Here is a 22388-nt window from a genome sequence, read left to right as displayed (position 1 = left end):
AAACAAGGCAGCCGTAGCTGCCCTGGGATGGATGCCTGGTGAAGAATAACGCCTCAGGCTACCTGTACCGGAATGGCATTGCTGGTATGACTGACGGCATTGCCCTCAGAGAGGTAAATCAGTGCCGGTTTGTGTTTGATGCGCTCAGCTTCAGTGAAATTGGCATAAGCACAGATAATCACGCGGTCACCCACGCTGGCCAGATGAGCGGCTGCACCATTCACTGAAATGATGCCACTACCGGGTTCACCACGAATGATGTAGGTGGTGAAACGCTGGCCATTGGCCAGGTTATAAATCTGGATTTGCTCATACTCATGCAGTCCGGCCATATCCAGCAGGTCGCCATCAATGGCGCAGGAGCCTTCGTACTCCAGTACAGCATGGGTGACACGAGCCTGATGCAGCTTGGCCTTGAGCATAATGGTTTGCATGTTGTTCTGGTCCTCTTGAAATCAGTATCAGTCCCGGTGAACCACCAGGTTGTCAATCAGGCGGGCTTTACCCAGCCGTGCCGCCACCAGGATGACCCACTCCCTGGCACGTATGTCTGGTGGGCTCAGGTCCGTGGAACGAATGTCCACGTATTCAGGTGCAAAACCCTGCTCAGCAAGACGCGCACGCGCCTGATGGCTGAGTTCAGCAAAGTGAGTGTTGCCAGCAGCCAGTTTCTGACCGGTGGCTTTCAGCACTGCATAAAGTGCCGGTGCCTTTTTTAATTGTTCGGGTGTGAGGTAACCATTGCGCGAAGATAGCGCCAGGCCCTCTGGGGTACGGCAAGTGGGTACACCAATGATGCGGATCGGGAAACAGAGATCAGTGACCAGTTTGCGAATCACTGCCAGCTGCTGGTAATCCTTCTGTCCGAAACAGGCCACATCCGGCTGCACAAAATTGAACAGTTTGCTGACCACTGTGGCAACACCATCAAAGTGTCCGGGTCGTTTCTGGCCGCAAAGCCCTTCACTGACAACGGGGACCACCACCCGGGTATGATCTTCCTGCCCCTCGGGGTAAACATCGGCCACCGAAGGTGTAAACAGCAGGTGACAGCCGGCACTCTGCAGCATTTGCTGATCCTGTTCCAGGGTGCGGGGATAACTCTCGAAGTCTTCGCCAGGTCCAAATTGCATCGGATTGACAAAGATGCTGGCCACGACCACGTCAGCATGGCGGCGTGCTTCTTCAACCAATCGCAGGTGGCCCTGGTGCAGGTTACCCATGGTGGGTACTAACGCCAGGATTTTGCCCTGACGGCGCAGTTCGGCAAGGTGGCTGCGCAATTCACTAACAGACGTCAGAGTGATCAGTGAGTCGCTCATTTGAAGCAGTGTTCCTCAGCAGGAAAGGTGCCGCTTTTGACGGCTTGATGGTAGGCCGCCAGTGCATCCGCAATGGAGTTGGATTCAGCCATGAAGTTTTTCACGAATTTTGCAGTTTTGCCAACGGTAACACCCAGCATGTCATGCAGAACCAGTACCTGACCATCAGTATCCGGGCCAGCACCGATGCCAATCACCGGACATTTTACAGCCGCTGTCACTGCCTTGCCGACCTCACTGGGTACACACTCCAGCAGCAGCAAGCTGGCACCGGCAGCTTCCAGTTTGATGGCTGCATCCACCAGTGCCTGTCCGGCTTCACCGCGGCCCTGCACCTTGTAACCGCCCAGTTGGTTAACGGTTTGTGGTGTCAGGCCAAGGTGTGCACAAACAGGAATACCGCGTTGAGTCAGTTCAGTAATGCCGGGAGCCAGCCATGCATCACCTTCGATCTTGATCAGATGAGCCCCTGCACGCATCAGGCGGGCAGCATTTTCCAGCAGTTGCGGAATGCTGGCATCAGACATGAAGGGGAGGTCTGCCATGATCAGGCAATGCTGATTGCCACGTTTCACCGCAGCGGTGTGATAAACCATGTCATCAAGGGTGACTGGCAGCGTGGAGTCATGGCCTTGCAACACCATGCCGAGGGAGTCACCAATCAGCATTACCTCAATCCCGGCTTCATTGATGCGACGAGAAAAAGTGGCGTCGTAACAGGTCAGGACGCTGAATTTTTCACCTGCATCCTTCATGGCACGCAGGGTTTGGATGGTCACAGTTTTCATGGACTGCTCCCTTATTCTGGTTGTATGGGTATGGATGCCACTGAAAAGGCCAAGCATCCAGAGCATGGAAAAAGGGGATTGTTACCCCTGGTAACCCAAAAGTCAAAGAGTGCTCAAGCCCTCTGCTTCAAAGGGTAACACCTGCTTGATTTCATCAGTGCTCAGTGCACCTAACAACTGGGCCACCGGACCGTGATCCGGCACCAGCAGCTGATCATTCAGTTCAGCCAGAGGCAGTAATACAAATGCACGCTGACTGATGCCGGGGTGCGGAACCTTTAATCTGGGGTGGTTAATCCGCTGCTGATCATACAGCAATAAATCCAGATCCAGTGTGCGTGGTCCCCAGTGCTGCACACGTACCCGGTGATGCGCTTGCTCAATGCTTTGTAATGCATCCAGTAGTTGCAAGGGTTCAAGTTGTGTTTCCAGTTCGGCAACCGCATTCACATAGTCGGGTTGATCCTGGGGTCCCATGGGTTTGCTGTGCCAGAGGCGGGATGCACGACAAAGGTGGCTTGCAGGTAACTGCGCCAGGGCTTGTAATGCTCCTTGTATTTGTTGGACGGGCTGATCCAGGTTGCTGCCCAGTCCAATCCATGCTCGGGCCATCAGCTGCTGCTGCCTGTGTCAGCAGGTTTGCGCCGCCGCCTGGGCCCACGTTTGCGGTTGGCGGTTTTACTGCGAGCGGGAGATTTGCCCAAGTTTTCAAGCAAGCGTTGCTGACCTGCTTCATCGGTATCCTGGAAGCGAGTCCACCATTCTGCCAGACCGTCGGTTGCTTCACCGGCTGTTTCACGCAGCAGCAAGAAGTCATAAGCCGCACGGAAGCGGGGTTGGTGTAAAAGCTCCCAGGCACGCTTGCCATGACGCTGTGGCAGTTTTAACTGCAGATCCCAGATTTCACGCATCGGGAAGGCAAAACGCTTGGGAATGGTGATGTGCTGTTGCTGGCGTTGCAGCAGTCGGTTGCCCGCTTGTTGCATGGCCGGGAAGGGCGGCACACCATTTTTCAGCAGGTCGGAATAGATCAACTCAAGCCCGGGCCAGAGTAGTGCGGCATATAAAAAAGCCGGAGTCACTGGGCGTTCATCAGCAATACGCTGATCGGTATTGATCAATGCCTGTTCCACCAGCTTCAGTGACGTTGGATTGACCTTGAAGGCTTCAGCGCTGGCAGGGAAGAGGAAGGCAAACAGGCCATAGTCCTTCAGTAGCCGGAAGGTATCCAGGGCATGGCCGGCCAAAAACAGCTTGAGCACCTCATCAAACATGCGGGCTGGTGCCACTTGCAGCAGCAGGCTAGCCTGTTCGCGAATGGGCGCTTCGGTGGCCGGATCCAGATGAAAACCCAGTTTTGCAGCAAAGCGCACTGCACGCAGCATGCGGACCGGGTCTTCGCGGTAGCGAGTATCCGGATCACCAATCAGTCGCAGGGTGCGGCTTTTCAGATCTTCCAGACCACCAGTGAAGTCGTGAATGGCAAAGTCGGCAACATTGTAATACAGGGCGTTGATGGTGAAGTCCCGACGCAGGGCATCCTCTTCAATGTTGCCCCACACGTTGTCACGCAGCAGCATGCCTTCATCGGATTGGCGCAGGTGTTTGCTTTCATCTTCATTGGCCTGGCCGCGGAAGGTGGTGACTTCAATGATTTCACGACCAAAACGCACATGCACAATACGAAAGCGCCGACCGATCATGCGCGAGTTACGGAACAGGTGGTTGACCTGTTCAGGAGTGGCGTCGGTTGCCACGTCAAAATCCTTGGGCGTTTTCCCCAGCAGGCGGTCACGGATGCAGCCGCCAACAAGATAAGCCTGAAAGCCGGCTTTATGGAGACGATAAAGGACTTTCAGTGCACCCTCCGGGATTTCACTGCGTGAAATGGGGTGTTCAGAACGTGGCAGAATCTGCAGCTTTGCTACCGGCTGTACAGGTGCCTTGCCCAGTCGTTTCCTGATGTAGCGGGTGATTCCTTTAATCATTTTGACCTGTGCTTCTGAAATGAAGATGCAGCAGTTTAACCGACCAGCGGGGTGGGGCAAAGACTGAAGGGTAGACAGATAACAAAAGGGGAAGGCCGTGGCCTTCCCCTTTGAATCGATTGACACTGTTTTCCTGATGCATCCATGCATGAATTAGGGAGATGTTTCTAGATCGCCCTGAATACGTATCACAGTCACCAAGTTGCTGCCCGTTATTGTTGTTGTTGCGGGCTGACGGTTGACCGCCTCGTATTCAAAACAATTTAGCCTCAGCTTGGACCTGGTTCCGGAGTGCTTGTTGTTTTTATTCACTCCATTGATGCGACCTGATTTTGTTTTTGTTTTTATCAGGTGGCATCGGTTTTCGCTGAAGACCGGAGACCCTGGCAGTTATTTTTATTGTTAGTGCCTATTCCTGTGGTGCCTTTTGTTGTTTTTATGTCGGCTTGCAGGGGTCGCTCACCTGGCTTCCTGTTGTTCTTGTTATGTGGAAGCCGGTTCGGCCAGGCTCAGGTTTGTTGTTGTTTTGCTGAGTCACTGACGCCGGTGTTCTTGTTTTTCTTGCCAAGAATAATGCTCAATGCGTGCCATAAAAATTAAATTGCTTTAAAAACATTGGGTTATTGTTTTTTTGTACCTGAAAAACAAGGTCTGGAGCAGAAGTGTTACCTCGTTTCAGGAGGTGCGGTACGGGGGGTGGGTGTTACGGTAACACCCTGGGTGCTTAACGACTGGTAGCGGTTTTACGGCGCGGAATTCCCAGGCGCTGACGTCTTTCCCACAGGCACTTGCGTGAGATGCCGAGCTTTTTAGCCAGCTCGGTTTCACTCAGATGATCCTGGTTTTCCCGAACAAAACGGACAAAGTAGTCTTCCAGCGATAAATCATCCACAGGGAGGTGTGCGGGATCATGGTCGCTGCTGGTGGAGATCGGATTTTCAACCTGGGTTGGCAAGGCTGTTGTTGTTGCTGAGGGGGCAAAGCTGGCACGACGTGTTGCGTGACTGGGTTGAGGCAGATCCAGATCCTCGGCGTGTAACAGGGTGTCATCACACAGCAGTACGGCGCGTTCGACGCGGTTTTCCAGCTCCCGTACATTGCCTGGCCAGGAGTAGGACAGAAGTGCATTGCGGGCTGACTTGGAAAAACGTGCCTGGGGTTTGCCCAGGCGCTGGCAGATGTTGGTCAGCAGGTGGTCAGCGATCATCAATACATCTTCGCCGCGCTCAGACAAACAGGGCAGCTCCAGCTCCACAACATTCAGGCGGTAATAAAGATCCAGGCGAAAACGCCCCTGGTCCACCAGGGTGCGTATATCCCGGTGGGTGGCAGCAATCAACCGTACATCGACCCGTCGTGACTCGACAGAGCCCAGGCGTCGAATTTCACCCTCTTGCAGTACGCGCAGCAGGCGTGCCTGGGCTTCCAGTGGCAACTCACCGATTTCATCCAGAAACAGGCTGCCGCCATCAGCCGCTTCCACCAGACCATTACGGCTGGCATTGGCGCCGGTGAAAGCCCCTTTTTCGTGGCCAAAAAGTTCGGATTCGATCAGGGTTTCCGGTATCGCGGCACAGTTGACTGAAATCAGCGGTGCATCACGACGCGGACTGAGGGCATGCAGGGCCCGTGCGACCAGCTCTTTGCCAGTGCCGGATTCACCAAGAATCAGTACCCGACTGTCATAGGGTGCAATTTTTCTGATCTGACGGAATACCGCCTGCATCACGTCGCTGTCGCCGATCATGCCAGCCAGACCAACAGCCGGTGATGCGGTTGGTTGATCTTCTGCTGTGGCTTGTGACTCTTTTGTGCGGCGGTGTTGGCTGAGGATGTGGTTGACCGCTGACAGCATTTCATCATGGTCAAAGGGCTTGGCAATGTAGTCCACGGCACCCAGCTTCATGGCATCCACTGCCGAGCGTAGGCTGGCATAACTGGTCATGATCAGTACCGGGGTTTCCTGGCTGATCAGCTCGGTGCCAGACTCGCCCGGCAGGCGCAGGTCACTGATGATCAGGTCAAAGGTTTGAGCGGCCAGTTGTTGTCGAGCTTCAGCAACGGTTCCCGCTTCACTGACCTTGAAGCCGTTGCGCTCCAGCAAGCGGCGCAGGGCGGAACGGATGATGCCTTCATCCTCAACGATCAGTATCTGACTCATGGCGTTTTACTGCTCCTGATATTCGGGTGCGTTGGCCGTGATCGGAAAGCGGCAGCGGAAACAGCTGCCTTTTCCTGATATGGGGCTGGGGCTGATGGCCTGAATCTGCCCGTGATGTTCTTCGACAATACTATAAACCAGTGCCAGCCCCAAGCCTGTCCCTTCACCGGCCTGTTTGGTGGTGTAAAAGGGTTCAAAAAGGTGCTGCAGATGTTCTGCAGGTATGCCACAGCCATCGTCATGAACCTCAAGCACCAGATGGTGATTTTCCTGATAACCACAACAAAGTATCTGACCACCATCCTGGGTTGCATCACGGGCATTGCCAATCAGGTTGACAAACACCTGGATCAGCCGCTGCCCATCCCCCTGCATCACCAACTGCTCAGGGCAGTTGTTGGTGTACTGGCGATTACGACCCCGGTTGCTGAGGGAAATGAGGTTGATGGCTTCCTGGAAGGCATCATGCAGTTTAACCTGCTCAAAACGCAGGCTGTCACTGTGGCGTCCGGCATGAGCAAAACTGACCAGTGAGTGAACAATGGCTGTGATGCGGTTGGTCAGTTGCAGGATCTGGGTGCTGGTTTCGCGAACGGCATCCGGCTCTTCTGCGTCATAACGCAGATTCTGCGCCAGAGAAGAGATGCCAGTGACAGGGTTGCCAATTTCATGGGCCACACCGGCTGCCAGCCGACCGATTGAAGCCAGGCGCTCGTTATGCAGCAGTTTGTCTTCCAGTTCCTTGACTTCACTTTGGTCCTCCACCAGCAGCACGGTGCCACCCATCACCGCAACCGGATCATCCAGGCGCGCTTTGTGCAGGGTTAACCAGCGTGTTTTGTTCTGCTGCTCCAGAGGTTGGCGATAAGCCTGACGATTGGGGTTTTGCAGGAATTCGTCCAACAGGTTGTTCCAGGGTTCCGGCAGGTGACGAATGCGAGAGCCAATCACCTGATCACCACTGATGCCAGTGAGTTTTTCCATGGCGCGGTTCCACATCAGTACTTCCTGATCCCGACCCAGGGTGCAAATACCAACCGGGAGGTGCAGCAGGGTCTGGCGATGATGGCGGCGCAGTTTGTCCAGCTCACGAGCCATGCCGGTCAAGCGGGTACGATATTCCTCCAGATGACGCTCCACGTAGTGAATGTCATCTTCTGAGTCGGCACTTTTGGTTTTCCAGGGCAGGTAGCGATCAGTCAGTTCCTGCGCGACAGCAGGACCCATCAGGCCAGACAGGTTGGCCTGGATCTGGTCACGCAAGCGGCGCATTGAATAGGGCCTGGCATCGGCCGGATGCAAACCAAGTTCATTGAGTGCCCGGGTCACTTCGCGCTGGGCGGTTTCCTGCCCCAGGGGGATGCTGAGAAAACGGGTGAAGTCTTCACAGGTCCGCGCTTTCAGTTGCAGGCGTTTGGGCTGTAACAAGGCATCCTGTGAGCAGGCCAGTGCCCCGGCCTTTTCTTCTTCGCTGGCATCAGTAACCAGGGAGATCACAATAAAAATCAGAATGTTGCTGGTAATGGCCAGGATGGTGACCTGAAACCAGTCATCAATGCCGCGCAGTTCCAGCAGACCACCACCGGGGAGTGCCAGTTGGTGAATGTCCAGCATCAATGGGAAACCCAGTCCGATGGCCCAGACACCAAAACCGGCTGTTAAACCAGCCAGCAGCCCTTTGCGATTGGCCGTTGGCCAGTAGAGCAGCGCCAGAATACCGGGCAGGAATTGCAGGGTGGCAATGAATGCCGAGAGTCCCAGTGTGGCCAGATCATGGTGAGCACTGACCACCAGGTAAACCAGATAACCAATGAAAATCAGCGAGGCGATCAGCAGTCGCCGCATCCAGATCAGCCAGTAATAAATATCAAAGTGGGCCGGTGGCTGATACACCGCCAGCACCAGGTGATTCAGCACCATCGGAGCCAGGGCCAGGGTAATCACAATGATGGTGCCGCTGGCGGCGGCCAGACCGGCAATAAATGACAGCAGGGTCCAGTAACCACCTAAAGACAAACTGGCATATTCAATGGGCAGACTGCTGCCCAGGGCCTGATGTCCCCAGTAGATCACCGGTACTGGTAAGGCCAGTAGCAGCAGGAATATCGGCAGCATCCAGCTGGCCTGGCGCAGTGCTGTTTCGGAGGGGTTTTCGGTGAAAATGATGTGAAAGATATGGGGCATGGAAACAGCAGTGGCAAAAAACAGTAACAGCAGGGTGCGCCATTGGTTGTCTTCCAGTGGCTGCACTGCGGCAGCCAGGCTGTCACCGTGGGTTATCAGCCAGTTTTCCAGCCCGTCAAAACCATCAAACACCAGCCACAGGGTTACGGCTCCCAGTGCCAGAAAAGCCACCAGCTTCACCAGGGACTCAAAGGCAATGGCGACCAGCAGGCTTTCATGGCGCTCGCGCAATGAAATATGACGGGCACCAAACAGGGTGGCAAACAGGGAGATGACTGCGCAGAACACAAAAGCCAGATGATAGGGCGAAGATTCATTGGTCAGCAGGTGAATGACATCACCGATGGCCTGAATCTGCAGGGCCAGCAAAGGCATGGTTCCTGCCAGCAAACCGAGAGTGACCAGCATGCCTACCCAGCGACTGCGAAAACGGAAGGCAAACAGGTCGGCCAGGGAAGATAGTTGGTAGGTGCGGGTCAGCCGTAACAGGGGAGTCAGTAACACTGGGGTCAGTACAAAGGCTGCAGAGATACCGAGGTAATAGGTCAGATAACCGTAACCATAACGCTCGGCCATACCAAAGGAGCCATAAAAGGCCCAGGCGCTGGCATACATGCCCAGTGCCAATACATAAACCAGTGGATGACGGACCAAGCGTTGTGGCAGCCAGCCACGCTCAACAATCCAGGCGCAGGCAAACAGGATCGACAGGTAGCCGACACCAAGCACAAAAATCTGCGTGAGCGTGAAACTCATGTTATTCGAGCTGCTCCAGGCGGCGCTTCTGTTCCAACCACAGGGTGCCGCCAATCAGCGCCAGCCACATCAGAAAGGGTTGGTACCAGTTGCTGCTGCCCCAGGGCAACAGGAACCAGGGAGAGAAGAAATAACCGATGGTGACCAGTACCAGCACTAAGCGATAGAAATACATGGTTTCAGGTCCGTTTCACTGATGGCTGCCACGGCGGGCACCTTGTCCAGCTGCCAGAAGTGGATGGCTTCATGCAGCAGGGTTTCAGGTGTTTCCTGCTGAAGTGCCGGGTCGGGTTGTTGGCCCAACGCCTGCAAGGCCAGCATTAACAGGCTGCTGATGCGGGCGGTATCCAATGCCGGTGCCAGATTCTGTTTGGAAAGTTTCTGGCCGACGGCATTCACTATAACGGGAAGGTGCGCGTATTGGAATGCCGGGGCATCACTGTTCGCCCGGCCCATACAGACCTGCAGCCAGATCTGCCAGGGTGTGGAGTCGATCAGATCGATACCGCGCAGGATATGAGTCATACCCTGTTTCAGATCGTCCACCACCACCGCCAGTTGATAGGCCCAGAGCTGATCCTTGCGACGGATCACCACGTCACCGGCTTGTTGCAGTGGCCAGCATTGCGGACCCTGTACCTGATCCTGCCATTGAACACTGACCTGATCATCAACGCGAAGTCGCCAGGCCAGTGGTTGGTCCGGGTGTTGTGGTGCTGAGCGACACCAGCCGGGATAGCGGTGATGCCCTTCGAGTGCCTTGCGGCTGCAGCTGCAGGGGTAGGCGTGGCCCGCCTGAATCAGCTGATCCAGCTGTTGCTGGTAAGCAGCATGGCGTTGGCTCTGATACATCACCGAGCCATCCCAGGTCAGACCAAAGGCTTCAAGGGTGTGCAGGATGTGATCGGCTGCACCGGGCGCTTCACGCGGTGGGTCCAGGTCTTCCATGCGAACCAGCCACTGGCCCTGATGAGAGCGGGCTTCCAGCCAGCTGGCCACGGCAGTGACCAGCGAACCGAAATGCAACGGGCCTGAAGGAGTGGGGGCAAAGCGCCCCCGATAGGTGGTGGATGCAGTCAGCGGGGGCTGCATTCAACCGCCGATTTGTTTTTCCTTGATTTCGGCCAGGCTCTTGCAGTCAACACAGAGGGTGGCCGTGGGGCGGGCTTCCAGACGACGAATGCCGATTTCAATGCCGCAGGCATCACAGTAGCCGTAATCACCCTGCTCAATTTTTTCCAGTGTATCGTTGATTTTTTTGATCAGCTTGCGTTCACGATCACGGGTGCGCAGCTCCAGGCTGAATTCTTCTTCCTGGGTGGCGCGGTCTGCCGGGTCGGCAAAGTTGGAGGCTTCTTCCTTCAGGTGCTGAACCGTGCGGTCCACCTCTTCCATCAGCTCCTGTTTCCAGTCCAGCAGCAGCTGGCGAAAGTGGGCCAGTTGCTCGTCACTCATGTACTCTTCACCCTCGGCCTGCTGGTAAGGGGTAAAGCTCTGATTTGCTTGCATCTCTTGCTTGCTCTCTGGCATGGCCTTGCCTCGCGACGTGATTGCGTCCTGAAAATCGGTTACTACCGGGCGAAAAAAAGACTAGCTTATTTACTGTAATCCCAGACAAATTGCAAGAAAGTACTGCTGGACTTTAGCAGTGCAGGGTTTTGAAACGGCAGTTGGAGGCGACTTTTGAAGCAACTGAAATGGCACTGGAGTGCCTTGATTATGGGGCTGTTGTTGCTGGCAGGTTGTGCTGGCGCTGCTACTCAGAAAGAACCTGAATGGCTGGCCGGGGAGCAGATGGATCATCCCCTGGTGGGACAGCTCTGGTCAGTGAAAAAGCAAGCCCTGGTGAACCGGGATATGTGGCTGGAGTCGCTGCCTGATGGTGTCTGGTTGCTGGTGGGTGAGCAGCACGATCATCCGGATCATCAGCGGCTGACACACCAGTGGATGCTGCAACTGGCTGCACAACAACGGCTGGGGCCCCTGGCACTGGAAATGGCACGCCAGCCGCAACAGCCAGCGCTGGATGCCGCACTGGGTCAGTCATCCGTGACACCGGAGATGCTGGACTGGCAGCCCGGCTGGCCGTGGGAGCGTTATGGTGAGTTGGTGCAGAGCGGGTTATTGCATGCGAAGCGCGTGCTGGCTGCTGATCTGGACACGCAGCAGCAGCGTGATGCTTATCAGCAGGGAGCCCCTTTGCCTGCCATCAGCGAGGCCATGGCGCAGGTGCTGGATCGCATGATGGATGAAGGTCATTGCGGTCAGTTGCCTGAAGCACTGCTGCCAAAAATGCGGGAGGTGCAGCTGGCCAGAGATCAGGCCATGGCCGAGGTGTTACTGGGAGTTGAGCTGGATGGGCGCGTAGGCCTGCTGCAGGCAGGATCAGTGCATGTACGCAAGGATCTGGGTGTCCCACGCTGGCTCCCGCCGGATGTGAAACATGTCAGTGTCTGGCTGGTGCAGGTTGATCAGCGTCAGCAACCACAGGATTACCTGCCACCCGCGGTGGACGGGTTGCAGGTTTATGATTATCTGCTGTTCACACCGGCAATAATGCCGGTGGATTATTGTGCAGCCTTTCAGTCATCCAGTCGCAGGTGATCCCGGATCAGGCGCACCAGCGTCTGGCTGGCTGCCGGTGCATCGGTGTCAACGGTGACGGCACAGGTCAGTTCATCAGCATCCAGCGGTTCGTGAGTGGCCAATTGATGTTCCAGTACCAGCAGATCAGCTTCTGCGATCTTTTCACCTTCATCCATGCGCTTGGTCAGGCGGCGGCGCAGGGTGGCTTCATCGGCTTTCAGCGAAATGATCAGGGATGGCAGTCCGAGATTTTCAGCCACGGCGCGCAGGCGTGTGCGCTGGTTCTTTTTCAGGTTGGTGGCATCCAGGGTTACCGGGAAGCAGGCCCGCAACACCTGGTCGGCCAGTTCGGTCAGGCGCTGATAGGTTTGTTCAGTGGCCTCCGGCGTGTAGATGCCACCCGTGAGACCGGCACGCCCAGATTCTTCAGCACGTAACCCGAACAGGCGCTTGCGCTCCACATCGGAACGGATACGAATGCCACCCAGCTCTCTTACCACACTGCCGGTCAGGGTGCTTTTGCCACTGCCGGAAAAGCCGTGAGTGATCAGCAGGTAGGGTGTGTGGAAGTCGGTGTAGCTTTCGGCCAGATCAGTGTAGCTGCGGTACTGGCGCAGTACAGCGGCACGATCTTCATCATCCAGCCCGGGCTGGCCAAGGCGGAACAGATTGACCTTGGCGCGCACCAGTGCCCGGTAAACCTTGTAGAAGGCCAGCAGTTGCAGCCCCTGATAATCACCAGTCTGTTCCAGGTAATGATTCAGGGTCAGTTGTGCCATTTTTTTCAGGCCACGGTCTTCCAGGTCCATCAACAGGAAGGCCAGGTCACTGATCACGTCACACCAGCGGAAGGCGTCATTGAATTCGATGCAGTCAAAAGCCACCACCTTGCCTTGCCACAGGGTGGTGTTACCCAGGTGCAGGTCACCGTGGCAGGCGCGCACATAACCCTGCTCCAGACGCTGCTGCATCAGTTCCGAGAGGCGGGAAAAGGTGTCACGTGACCAGCTTTCCAGCAGTTGCAGCTGTTTCAGGGCTTCTTCGTCCTGCAGCAGATCACGGATCTGGTCAAAGTTCTGCTGAGCCGGTGCCCAGACCGCTTCGGGAGTACCAAGCCCTTCGGGCGGCTGACCCGGTGCAATGGCCTGGTGGAAGTCTGCCAGTTCAGTGGCCAGTTGCAGCAGGTGGCTTTCTTCCAGTTCACCGCGCTGTTGCAGGGCGTTGAGTAGCTGGCTGTCATCAAAGCGCCGCATTTTCAGCAGGTATTCAAAGGGGGCACTGGCATCACCGATGCGAGGTGCATCAGCAGTGCCGGAAACCGGCAAGACTTCCAGATAAAAGTCTGGCGCCATGCGCTGGTTAAGCTCCAGCTCCAGTTCGCAGTAGTGTTTGCGAAGATCCAGGCTGGAATAGTCAAGAAAGCCGAAGTTCACCGGTTTTTTGATTTTGTAAGCAAAATCACCGGCCAGAAACACCCAGGAGATGTGTGTTTCGCGCAGCTGCACCTCACTGACGGGGTGATCATAGGTGGATGGATTTTTAAATGCCTGCAGTAAAGCCTCGTTCACGGGCGACTCCTGATGGTGGCTGTCATTTCAGACGGGCAAAAGCCTTTTCGGCGGCTGCCAGTGTGGCTTGAAGTTCTGCTTCGCCGTGGCAGGAGGAAACAAATCCTGCTTCGTAGGCAGAGGGGGCCAGATAGACGCCCTCATCCAGCATGGCATGGAAGAAGCGTTTGAAGGCTTCAATGTTACAAGTGGTGGCTTCTGCAAAACTGCTGACACTCTGGGCGCTGGTGAAAAACAGTCCGAACATGCCGCCGACCTGCTGGGTCAGGAAGGGAATGCCGGCTGCATCTGCCTTCTGTTGCAGGCCCGCACAGAGGCGACCGGCATAGTCAGCAAGCTGCTGATGAAAGCCGGGCTGGCGCAGCTTGTTCAGCAGTGCCAGACCCGCAGCCATGGCCAGCGGATTACCGGACAGGGTGCCGGCCTGATACACAGGGCCCAGTGGAGATAGCTGGTTCATGATTTCCAGCTTGCCGCCAAACGCACCAACCGGCAGGCCACCACCAACAATTTTACCCAGGGTGGTCAGATCCGGTGTAACTCCATAGTGCTGCTGGGCACCGCCCAGCGCCACACGAAAACCTGTCATCACTTCATCAAAGATCAGCACGGTGCCGCTGGCATCACAGACTTCGCGCAGACACTCAAGGAAACCGGGTGCCGGCGGGATGCAATTCATGTTGCCTGCTACTGGCTCAACAATGATGCAGGCAATCTGTTCACCCATTTCGCTGAAGCAGCGGCGTACACCTTCGATGTCGTTAAAGGTCAGGGTCAGGGTGTGCTGTGCCAGATCGGCTGGAACACCCGGAGAGGTAGGCACACCAAAGGTCAGGGCACCGGAACCGGCCTTGACCAGCAGTGAGTCACTGTGGCCATGGTAACAACCTTCAAATTTGATGATCTTGTCCCGGCCGGTGTAACCACGCGCCAGACGTATGGCGCTCATGGTGGCTTCGGTGCCGGAGTTCACCATGCGTACACGCTGCATGGAAGGTACCAGTTGGCACAGGAGTTCAGCCATTTCCGTTTCCAGTGCCGTGGGTGCGCCGTAAGAAAGCCCCAGTTCCAGGCGGTTGCGCACGGCTGCAAGGATGTCCGGATCAGCATGGCCCGTGATCATCGGCCCCCAGGAGCCGACATAATCGATGTAGCGTCGGTTGTCCTCATCAACCATGTAAGCCCCTTCGGCCTGCTTGATGAACAGCGGAGTGCCGCCGACACTTCTGAAGGCCCGCACCGGGGAGTTGACGCCGCCGGGGATGGATTGTTGGGCGCGTTCAAAGAGTTCTGCTGAGCGGGTCATGCTGTACCTCATTTAAATTGAAGGAAAAAGAAGGAGCGCAGGCTTCATGATACTGGCGAACGGCCAATGCTGGATTGGCTGTGGCAAAAATGCCTTCCACGGCTGCAATCATGTGTGCACCGGCAGTGGCAACCTGCCCGGCAAGTTCTGGCGTAATGCCGCCAATAGCAACGCAAGGCAGTCCCAGAGGGCGGGCCTGTTTGAAAATGCCCAGGTCGGCAACGGGCGCCAGCGGCTTGGTGCCGGAGACAAAACAGCGGCCAAAAGCCAGATAATCAGCGCCATCCTGTCTGGCCTGGTGTGCCAGATCCAGACTGGAGTGGCAGGTGCGCCCAAGCAGGGCGTCAGTGCCAAGGAGTTCGCGGGCATGACGCAAGCAGCCATCCCCTTGTCCCAGGTGTACACCATCAGCCAGACTGGCTCGGGCCAATTCGGCATCATCATTAATGATTAACAGGCAGTCATAGCTGTGACAAAGGTCGGCCAGTAGGCGAGCCTGGCGTAGTGCTTTGCTGGCATCTGCTGTTTTGTCCCGGTATTGCAACAGGCGCAACCCACCCTGCAATGCTGATTCAACCTTTTCCAGCAGTTGGGTGTCATCCGCCATGAAGCGCGGGTCAGTAATGGCGTAGATGCCAGTAAGGAACGCAGTTTCAGCCATGGGCCGGCTCCCTGAGTCGAAGTGGAAGGTGCTGTCCTTCCGTCAGTTTTAATGCCTTTTCAAGGCTCTGCCAGGTGAAGTCCTGCGCCTGAGTGCTGGCTTTTTCCAGTGATTCTCCACGGGCCAGCAATCCAGCCAATGCCGCCGCTAGGGTACAGCCAGAGCCATGATATTCATACGGCAAGCGCTTCCAGCGACTGATCAGTGGAGGTATTGATGGGTGGGTGAATAACTGGTTCTTGATGCCACGACTCTGCGCATGTGCACCGGTTAACAAAACCGCCTTGCAGCCCTGGCGAAGCAGTTCGCGGGCTTTGTCTTCCGGATTCTTTTTGCCGGGAACCAATTGTTCCAGCTCAGGAAGATTGGGGGTGATGACGCTGCTGCGCGGCAATAGATGTTCTTTGAGGTGAGTCAGCTGCTGTTCATTCATGAAGCCGGTGCCACTGGTGCTGCTGATCACCGGATCAAGCACCACGGGGATATCTGGGTAGCGCAGTAACAGCTCGGCGATGGATTGCTGTATATCAAGGCTGCCGGTAACCCCGATTTTGATGGCTGCAGGGCGAAAGTCCTGTAACAGGGTTTCGAGTTGCAGGTGGAAGTCGGCTGGATCCTGAGCTTTGACACTGTTGACCTGGTGGGTGTTCTGGGCGGTCAGGCAGGTGATCAGTGTCAGTGGCCAGGCTTTAAGAGCCAGCAGCGCCTGTGCATCTGCAAGAATTCCGGCACCACCGCTGGGGTCGTGACCACCAATGGCCAGTACTGCTGGATAGTTTTTCTGGAATTGTGGATGTACGCCAGGTTTGATCATGCTGAATGGCCTTTGTCTTCACCAGGGTTTAACCACAACAAGAACAACCACGAAGACCAGGATGAAAACGGGCAGTTCATTAAAAATGCGATACCAGACGTGGCTGTGACGGTTGACTCCTGCTGCAAACTGGCGCAACAGGGCGCCACACCAGAAGTGATAGATCAAAAGCAGGACAACCAGTGCAAGTTTGGTGCGCATCCAGCCCTGCTCCAGGTAACCGGTAAAATTCATGCTCAGCAAAGCCAGTCCAAGCGCCAGAGCTACCAGCATTGATGGGGTCATGATGCCCCTGTAAAGTTTGCGTTCCATGACACAAAAGCGCTCTGCACCGCGCTGATCACCCTCCTGCTCTGCCTGGGTGTGATAAACAAACAGCCGAGGCAGGTAAAAGAGGGCGGCAAACCAGGTAACAATGGCAATGATATGAAAGGCTTTCAGCCACAGGTAGTTCATGGTTCATCCAGATGAATACAAGGCAGACAAGGATACCTTAATCAGCCTTCAGAGGGTAAGAAGGCTGAGCAAATGGCATACTCGAACAGGAATTTTGTGTATCATCTGCGGCTGATTAAATCTTATTTTGCTGGTCAGGCAGGAGGTGATGTGGTGATCAAGGTCGGAATTGTTGGTGGTACAGGCTATACAGGGGTTGAACTGCTGCGCCTGCTGGCCATTCACCCACAAGCCAGGGTTGATGTCATCACTTCGCGTTCCGAGGCCGGCATGCCGGTCGATGAGATGTACCCCAATCTCCGTGGTCATTATCCAGGGCTGGTATTCAGCGAGCCTGATACAGCCCGGTTGGCAGCTTGTGATGTGGTCTTTTTTGCCACTCCACATGGCGTGGCTCACGCATTGGCTGCCGAACTGCTGAACGCAGGTACTCGGGTGATCGATCTGTCTGCAGACTTTCGTATCCGCGATGCGGACGAATGGGCATGCTGGTATGGCCAACCCCATGGAGCCCCTGAACTCTTGCCTGAGGCGGTTTATGGCCTGCCAGAGGTTGCCCGCGATAAAATTCGGGATGCACGCCTGATCGCGGTGCCTGGTTGTTACCCCACTGCGGTGCAGCTGGGTTTGATTCCGCTATTGGAAGCAGGCTGGGTTGAACCCCAGGGAATTATTGCAGATTGCAAGTCTGGGGTGTCGGGTGCAGGGCGTGGAGCCAAGGTGGGATCGCTGTTCTGTGAAGCCGGTGAAAGCATGAAGGCTTATTCCGTCGGCAATCACCGTCATCATCCGGAAATTACCCAGGGATTGAGTGATGCAGCTGGTCAGTCTGTAGGCCTGACCTTTGTGCCGCACCTGACGCCGATGATTCGTGGCATCCATGCAACCCTGTATGTGAGGCTGAACGGTAACAGCCTGAAACGAAATGATGTGGAGTTGCAGCAGCTTTATGAGGCACGTTATAAGGGAGAACCTTGTGTGGATGTCATGTCCTGGCAGTCCTGCCCGGAGACACGCAGTGTTCGGGGTGCCAATGTCTGCCGTATCGCTCTGCACCGGCCGCAGGGTAGTGATCTGCTGGTGATCCTTTCGGTTATTGATAACCTGGTTAAGGGTGCCAGTGGTCAGGCAGTACAAAATATGAATATCATGTTTGGTCTTGAAGAGTCGGCAGGTCTTGCCTTCCCGGGTTTGATGCCCTGAAGGTAATGCAGGAAATCAACGGATACCGAAAATGAACAAAGGACAGGACGAACGTCTGGAGATAGTGGCTTACAACCCTGTAAGACGTCTTCTGGTACGTGCAATAACCTTGGTACTTATGATTGCCCTGGCTGTGGGAGGTTATCACCTGGGGCAGTGGTCGATCTGGCATGAGCGCGGTACAGCAGTGATCGAGCGTGATGAGCTTCGGATCAAGACACGGCAGCAGGAAAAGGAGTTGTCCGAATTGCGCCGTCGTGTGTTGGTGACTGAAAGCAGCAATGCAGTGGATCGCAGGGCTTATCAGGAGGTTCAGCAAACGGTATTGAACCTTAACGCACGTATTGCCCAGCTGGAAAATGAACTACATTTTTATCAGCGGGTGATGGCGCCGGAAAAGGCGGATCGAGGCTTGAGAATCGATCGTTTTGACCTGCGTCCAACTGATAATCCAAGGGTTTTTGATTATCAGCTGGTGATTACTCAGGTGACTGACAACAATACGTTTATTGAAGGTCGCGCATTGGTCAGTCTGGTGGGGTCAAGAGGCCAGACGATGAATGTTACCTTGCCGCTGAAGGATGTGTCTCCGGAAGTGGACGAGTTGAGTGTTCGATTCAGGTTCCGGTTTTTCCAGAACGTAGCAGGTCAGATACACTTGCCAGAAGATTTTAAACCCGAAAAAGTACAGGTTATCCTGCAATCAACCGGAAGCAAGGCGATGCGCATCGAATCAGAGTTTGACTGGGTCAGCCAGGAGGCTATTTAAATGTTTGGAAAAAATGCACCTCCAACAAATCATTTTGACACCCTGGTTTCCGGTAAGGCGGAAATTGTTGGTGATATCCACTTTTCCGGTGGACTGCACATTGATGGCCGAGTGTTCGGCAATATCATTGCTGATGACGACTCCAAGGCGGTATTGCGCATCAGTGACAAGGGTGTAGTTGAAGGTGAGGTGTCTGTACCTCACGTGATTGTGAATGGCACCATTGTTGGTGACGTTCACTCTTGTGAGCACCTGGAGCTGGCAGCCAAGGCCGCAGTCAAGGGCAACATTTTCTACAACACTGTAGAAATGGTGATGGGTGCACAGGTGGATGGCCGCCTGGCGCATCGCTACAAGAGCAGCAAGGGTAGCGAAAAACCCAAAATGCCAAAACAGGTTACACGCGAGAAGCCGCGCCCCTCTGTTGCAGTTGCGGAGGGTGACAAGCCTCAGGTTGCTGCAGCCAAGCCTGCTGCTCCTGCGACTGCAGCACCCGTTGCAGCCGCACCTCGACCGGCAGTGGCACCTGCATCTGCCGCACCTCAGTCTACAACGACTGATCCGCTCAAGAAATGATCGAGTGGGCCATCTGCCATCAGGTGGATGGCCAATACTTGACTGCTTTGCTTGGTTAAGTCAGACTTTATATCCGTATCACCGGAGATGAAGGCATGACCTCAGCTGTAAGTTTTGTTCCCCAGGCCCTGTTGATTACGCCTGCTGCTGTAAACAAGGTGAGGCAACTGGTTGCCGAAGAAGCCAATCCCGATCTGGCTTTGCGAGTTTATGTCACCGGTGGTGGCTGCTCAGGCTTTCAATATGGTTTTGACTTTGCTGAGTCGATCACTGAAGGTGATACAGTCATCGAAGAGCAGGGTGCACGCTTCCTGCTGGATGAGTTGAGTTACCCCTATCTGGCTGGGTCCACGGTGGACTATGTTGAAGGCCTTGAGGGGGCGCGGTTTGTCATACGCAACCCAAATGCCAGTACCACCTGCGGATGTGGTTCTTCTTTTTCCATCTAGGTTGATCTCAGGCGGGGTAAAATCCGCCCAGAATCCTTTCACCTTTGGCGCCGGTTACGGCGGGCAGATTTCCTGGTCGTCCGAGTGTATGGCGCCATGCCAGCCAGGCAAAGGCCATGGCTTCAACCAGTTGTGGGTCAACACCCAGCTCATGGCTGCTGATCAGTGGTCGTGGCGCTGTCAGATGCCGAATGCGCCGGATCAGGTCAGTGTTGAACCAGCCGCCACCACAAACCACCAGTTCAGCTGATGCATCAGGGTCAAGTAGCTTGATGCCCTGCGTTAGACTGATAGCAGTCAATTCACTGAGGGTGCATAACACATCAACAGGTTCTGGCTGGTTGCTGAGTCGTGCCAGGTGTTGATCCAGCCAGCCAGGATTAAAGTGTTCGCGTCCTGTGCTTTTGGGTGGGGGTTTTGAGAAATAGCCGTCACCCAGCATCGACGTCAGCAGTGGTTGATGCAGTTTGCCGCTGGCAGCCATCTGTCCTTGCGGATCAAAAGTGCCAGACCAATGATGCTGGTGCCAGTAATCGAGTAACAGATTGGCAGGGCCGGTATCAAAACCGGTAACAGGTTGCCGGGTGTCAGCAGGTATAAAGGAAAGATTGGCAATGCCGCCGAGGTTGATGGCAATTCGATCCTTGGCTGGGTGATGAAAAACGGCTCGGTGAAAGGCGGGCACCAGTGGTGCGGCCTGACCTCCCGCTGCAAGATCACGACGTCTGAAGTCGCAGATGATATTCTGGCCGGTCAGCTCCGCTAACAGGGAAGGATTTAATAGCTGCAGGGTATAAGGAATATTGGCATCAGGACGATGTTCAATGGTCTGGCCATGACAGCCGATTGCAATGGGTATTGTGGCGCCATGTTGTTGCAGCAGCTCTTGAATGCAGCGAGCGTAATGACGGGTGATGCCATCCTCTGCTGTGGCCAGTTCGGTGAAGCTGAGCTGTTCTGCGTGAGCCAGCTTTTCCAGCAGGGTACGTAGTGAGGCATCAATGTCTATGGAGTGTTTTGCCAGTAACCGGGGTTGCTGCCCTGAATCTGAAAAGGCGACCAGTACACCATCCACTGCATCCAGGCTGGTGCCGGACATGAGTCCTGCAAAAATGGCTGACATGGCTGATTCTCCATTGGGAAGGTGGGTTAACTGGTCGGTTTCAGATGTTATACTCTGCCACATTTTTCATTGACCTCAAATGCTGATGCCTGCCTGGCGGCAGGTACAGAAAGGACACAAGAATGGCCGACTCCCGTGAAGCGCTGGAAATCATCAAGCGCGGTGTACATGAAATCCTGGTTGAAGATGAGCTGCTGAAAAAACTGGAAGAAAAACGCCCGCTGCGTGTCAAGGCAGGTTTTGATCCTACTGCCCCTGATCTTCATCTGGGTCACACAGTGTTGATCAACAAAATGCGCCAGTTCCAGGAGCTGGGGCATGAGGTCATGTTTCTGATTGGTGATTTCACCGGTCGTATTGGTGATCCCACGGGAAAGAATGTTACCCGCAAGCCGCTGACCGAAGAGCAGGTGCTGGCCAATGCCCAGACTTACAAGGAGCAGGTGTTTAAAATCCTTGATCCAGCCAAAACCCGCGTGATGTTCAACTCTGAGTGGATGGGCAAGATGTCGGCTGCCGGACTGATTGAGCTGGCAGCACAACAAACTGTAGCGCGCATGTTGGAGCGGGATGACTTTGAAAAGCGCTACAAGGGGAATCAGCCGATTGCCATTCATGAGTTTCTCTACCCTCTGGTGCAGGGGTATGACTCGGTGGCCATGGAGGCGGATATTGAGCTGGGTGGCACCGACCAGAAGTTTAACCTCTTGATGGGGCGCGAGCTGCAGAAGGGTAAGGGCATGGCGCCACAGGTAGTGATCACCATGCCGCTATTGGAAGGATTGGATGGTGTGCAGAAGATGTCCAAATCGCTGGGTAACTACGTGGGCATTGATGAAGCGCCGGGCGTGATGTTCAACAAGCTGGTTTCCATGCCTGATAGCCTGATCTGGCGTTATTTTGAGTTGTTGTCTTTCCGTAGCCTGGATGAGATTGCGCAATTAAAGCGGGATGTTGAGCAGGGTGCCAATCCACGTGATATCAAAATACTGCTGGCGCGTGAATTGATCGAGCGTTTCCATGGCGCAGAAGCAGCGGCCAGTGCTCACAAGTCTGCAGGTAATCGCCTGGCTGAAGGTGAGGTGCCTGAAGATCTGCCTCAGGTTGAAGTGAATACAGAGGGTGAAGCGGACCTGCCGATCATTGCGGTGATTAATCGCGCCGGTTTAACCGCGAATGCTGCACAGGCCAAGGATGCAGTAAAGCGAGGGGCAGTGAAAGTCGATCACGAAGTGGTAGATGATGCTTGTCGGCTGACTAAAGGCAGTGAGCAGCTGATCCAGGTCGGCAAGAAAAAGTACGCGCAGGTAAGGCTGGTTTAATCGTTTTGTAAAAAAGTTTCAGAAACCCCTTGCAAGACAGAATTGAGTGCCTATAATACGCAGCTCTTGTCAGGACGGCCTCGGAAACGGGGTGAGCAGGAAGTTTTGGCAAGGGGTGTAGGGGTTTGTTTTTTCAGGGTTTTCTTTAGAGAATTTGAAAAAAGAGGCTTGACACTGAGTGGAGTTGCTGTAGAATGCGCCCCACTGATTCGGCAGGTGACTGGGTTGAGAAATCCGGGTCTGTTTTGAATCACGCTCTTTAAGAATGAAGCATCAGGTACATTCATGTGGGCGCTTGCGGGATGTTTTGTGATCAGTCACAAGATATCAAGGCAAGCGACTCGTCGGGATTGAAT

General features: G+C 54.9%; 22 protein-coding genes. 6 read left to right on the top strand and 16 right to left on the bottom strand.

Annotation, left to right across the window (positions count from 1 at the left end; all coding sequences use genetic code 11):
* Positions 1 to 53: 53 nt before the first annotated feature.
* The 10 genes from panD to dksA all read right to left on the bottom strand — a co-directional run bounded on the left by panD (position 54) and on the right by dksA (position 10708).
* Positions 54 to 434 carry an aspartate 1-decarboxylase gene (panD, locus tag BT114_RS06945; RefSeq protein WP_072325643.1) on the bottom strand — a complete coding sequence of 127 codons (381 nt, stop codon included), beginning with the start codon at positions 432 to 434 and terminating at the stop codon, positions 54 to 56.
* A 27-nt stretch (positions 435 to 461) separates the two neighbouring features.
* Positions 462 to 1310, bottom strand: coding sequence for a pantoate--beta-alanine ligase (panC, locus tag BT114_RS06940; protein WP_143142790.1), 849 nt, complete (start codon positions 1308 to 1310; stop codon positions 462 to 464).
* Positions 1311 to 1318: 8 nt separating this feature from the next.
* On the bottom strand, positions 1319 to 2110 hold the full coding sequence (gene panB / locus BT114_RS06935; protein ID WP_072325641.1) for a 3-methyl-2-oxobutanoate hydroxymethyltransferase: 792 nt from the start codon (positions 2108 to 2110) through the stop codon (positions 1319 to 1321).
* A 102-nt stretch (positions 2111 to 2212) separates the two neighbouring features.
* Positions 2213 to 2722 (bottom strand): 2-amino-4-hydroxy-6-hydroxymethyldihydropteridine diphosphokinase, encoded by a 510-nt coding sequence (folK, locus tag BT114_RS06930; RefSeq protein ID WP_072325640.1) that lies wholly within the window; start codon positions 2720 to 2722, stop codon positions 2213 to 2215.
* Positions 2722 to 4098, bottom strand: a complete 1377-nt coding sequence (gene pcnB, locus BT114_RS06925) for a polynucleotide adenylyltransferase PcnB (RefSeq protein ID WP_072325639.1) — start codon at positions 4096 to 4098, stop codon at positions 2722 to 2724. Before pcnB ends, folK begins: the two co-directional genes overlap by 1 nt.
* A gap of 724 nt (positions 4099 to 4822) precedes the next feature.
* Positions 4823 to 6259: a sigma-54-dependent transcriptional regulator gene (locus tag BT114_RS06920; RefSeq protein WP_072325638.1), complete on the bottom strand. Its 1437-nt coding sequence runs from the start codon at positions 6257 to 6259 to the stop codon at positions 4823 to 4825.
* A 6-nt stretch (positions 6260 to 6265) separates the two neighbouring features.
* Complete coding sequence (locus BT114_RS06915) at positions 6266 to 9199, bottom strand: ATP-binding protein (RefSeq protein WP_072325637.1); 2934 nt, start codon at positions 9197 to 9199, stop codon at positions 6266 to 6268.
* A gap of 1 nt (position 9200) precedes the next feature.
* Positions 9201 to 9374, bottom strand: a complete 174-nt coding sequence (locus BT114_RS14945; RefSeq protein WP_177247056.1) for a hypothetical protein — start codon at positions 9372 to 9374, stop codon at positions 9201 to 9203.
* Positions 9356 to 10291 (bottom strand): tRNA glutamyl-Q(34) synthetase GluQRS, encoded by a 936-nt coding sequence (gluQRS, locus tag BT114_RS06910; RefSeq protein WP_072325636.1) that lies wholly within the window; start codon positions 10289 to 10291, stop codon positions 9356 to 9358. Before gluQRS ends, BT114_RS14945 begins: the two co-directional genes overlap by 19 nt.
* Positions 10292 to 10708, bottom strand: coding sequence for an RNA polymerase-binding protein DksA (dksA, locus tag BT114_RS06905; protein WP_425434778.1), 417 nt, complete (start codon positions 10706 to 10708; stop codon positions 10292 to 10294).
* Positions 10709 to 10882: 174 nt separating this feature from the next.
* Here dksA and BT114_RS06900 point away from each other — a divergent pair, with 174 nt between their 5' ends.
* Complete coding sequence (locus tag BT114_RS06900; RefSeq protein ID WP_143142783.1) at positions 10883 to 11803, top strand: ChaN family lipoprotein; 921 nt, start codon at positions 10883 to 10885, stop codon at positions 11801 to 11803.
* On the opposite strand, the gene BT114_RS06895 is transcribed toward BT114_RS06900, so the two are convergent.
* Genes BT114_RS06895 through hemJ form a run of 5 tightly spaced genes read right to left on the bottom strand, consistent with a single transcriptional unit; the run spans position 11782 to position 16590 of the window.
* A complete protein-coding gene (locus BT114_RS06895) occupies positions 11782 to 13353 on the bottom strand; it encodes a bifunctional aminoglycoside phosphotransferase/ATP-binding protein (RefSeq protein ID WP_072325633.1) in 1572 nt (523 codons plus the stop codon). The two genes, BT114_RS06900 and BT114_RS06895, sit on opposite strands and share 22 nt — an antisense overlap.
* Positions 13354 to 13375: 22 nt before the next feature.
* Positions 13376 to 14659 carry a glutamate-1-semialdehyde 2,1-aminomutase gene (gene hemL, locus BT114_RS06890; RefSeq protein ID WP_072325632.1) on the bottom strand — a complete coding sequence of 428 codons (1284 nt, stop codon included), beginning with the start codon at positions 14657 to 14659 and terminating at the stop codon, positions 13376 to 13378.
* Entirely contained in the window at positions 14634 to 15320 is a 687-nt protein-coding gene (thiE, locus tag BT114_RS06885) for a thiamine phosphate synthase (protein WP_072325631.1), read from the bottom strand. The genes hemL and thiE overlap by 26 nt, the downstream gene beginning before the upstream one ends.
* Positions 15313 to 16134, bottom strand: a complete 822-nt coding sequence (gene thiD / locus BT114_RS06880; protein ID WP_072325630.1) for a bifunctional hydroxymethylpyrimidine kinase/phosphomethylpyrimidine kinase — start codon at positions 16132 to 16134, stop codon at positions 15313 to 15315. The genes thiE and thiD overlap by 8 nt, the downstream gene beginning before the upstream one ends.
* An 18-nt stretch (positions 16135 to 16152) precedes the next feature.
* The gene (gene hemJ, locus BT114_RS06875; protein WP_072325629.1) at positions 16153 to 16590 is read right to left on the bottom strand and encodes a protoporphyrinogen oxidase HemJ; all 438 of its coding nucleotides are present in this window, start codon (positions 16588 to 16590) and stop codon (positions 16153 to 16155) included.
* 153 nt (positions 16591 to 16743) lie between these two features.
* Between hemJ and argC the strand changes: the two genes are divergently transcribed.
* The 4 genes from argC to erpA all read left to right on the top strand — a co-directional run bounded on the left by argC (position 16744) and on the right by erpA (position 19587).
* Entirely contained in the window at positions 16744 to 17793 is a 1050-nt protein-coding gene (gene argC / locus BT114_RS06870) for an N-acetyl-gamma-glutamyl-phosphate reductase (RefSeq protein WP_072325812.1), read from the top strand.
* A gap of 31 nt (positions 17794 to 17824) precedes the next feature.
* Positions 17825 to 18562, top strand: coding sequence for a DUF6776 family protein (locus BT114_RS06865; RefSeq protein WP_072325628.1), 738 nt, complete (start codon positions 17825 to 17827; stop codon positions 18560 to 18562).
* The gene (locus tag BT114_RS06860) at positions 18563 to 19138 is read left to right on the top strand and encodes a bactofilin family protein (protein ID WP_072325627.1); all 576 of its coding nucleotides are present in this window, start codon (positions 18563 to 18565) and stop codon (positions 19136 to 19138) included.
* 95 nt (positions 19139 to 19233) lie between these two features.
* On the top strand, positions 19234 to 19587 hold the full coding sequence (gene erpA, locus BT114_RS06855) for an iron-sulfur cluster insertion protein ErpA (RefSeq protein ID WP_072325626.1): 354 nt from the start codon (positions 19234 to 19236) through the stop codon (positions 19585 to 19587).
* A 7-nt stretch (positions 19588 to 19594) separates the two neighbouring features.
* On the opposite strand, the gene BT114_RS06850 is transcribed toward erpA, so the two are convergent.
* The gene (locus BT114_RS06850; protein WP_072325625.1) at positions 19595 to 20710 is read right to left on the bottom strand and encodes an anhydro-N-acetylmuramic acid kinase; all 1116 of its coding nucleotides are present in this window, start codon (positions 20708 to 20710) and stop codon (positions 19595 to 19597) included.
* A gap of 122 nt (positions 20711 to 20832) precedes the next feature.
* Here BT114_RS06850 and tyrS point away from each other — a divergent pair, with 122 nt between their 5' ends.
* On the top strand, positions 20833 to 22032 hold the full coding sequence (gene tyrS / locus BT114_RS06845) for a tyrosine--tRNA ligase (RefSeq protein ID WP_072325624.1): 1200 nt from the start codon (positions 20833 to 20835) through the stop codon (positions 22030 to 22032).
* Positions 22033 to 22388: the final 356 nt, after the last annotated feature.

This window comes from Marinospirillum alkaliphilum DSM 21637 (assembly GCF_900119735.1).
Lineage (GTDB): Bacteria > Pseudomonadota > Gammaproteobacteria > Pseudomonadales > Halomonadaceae > Marinospirillum > Marinospirillum alkaliphilum.
Note: the sequence above shows the minus strand (reverse complement) of the source record. Positions and strands in the feature narration are given on the sequence as shown.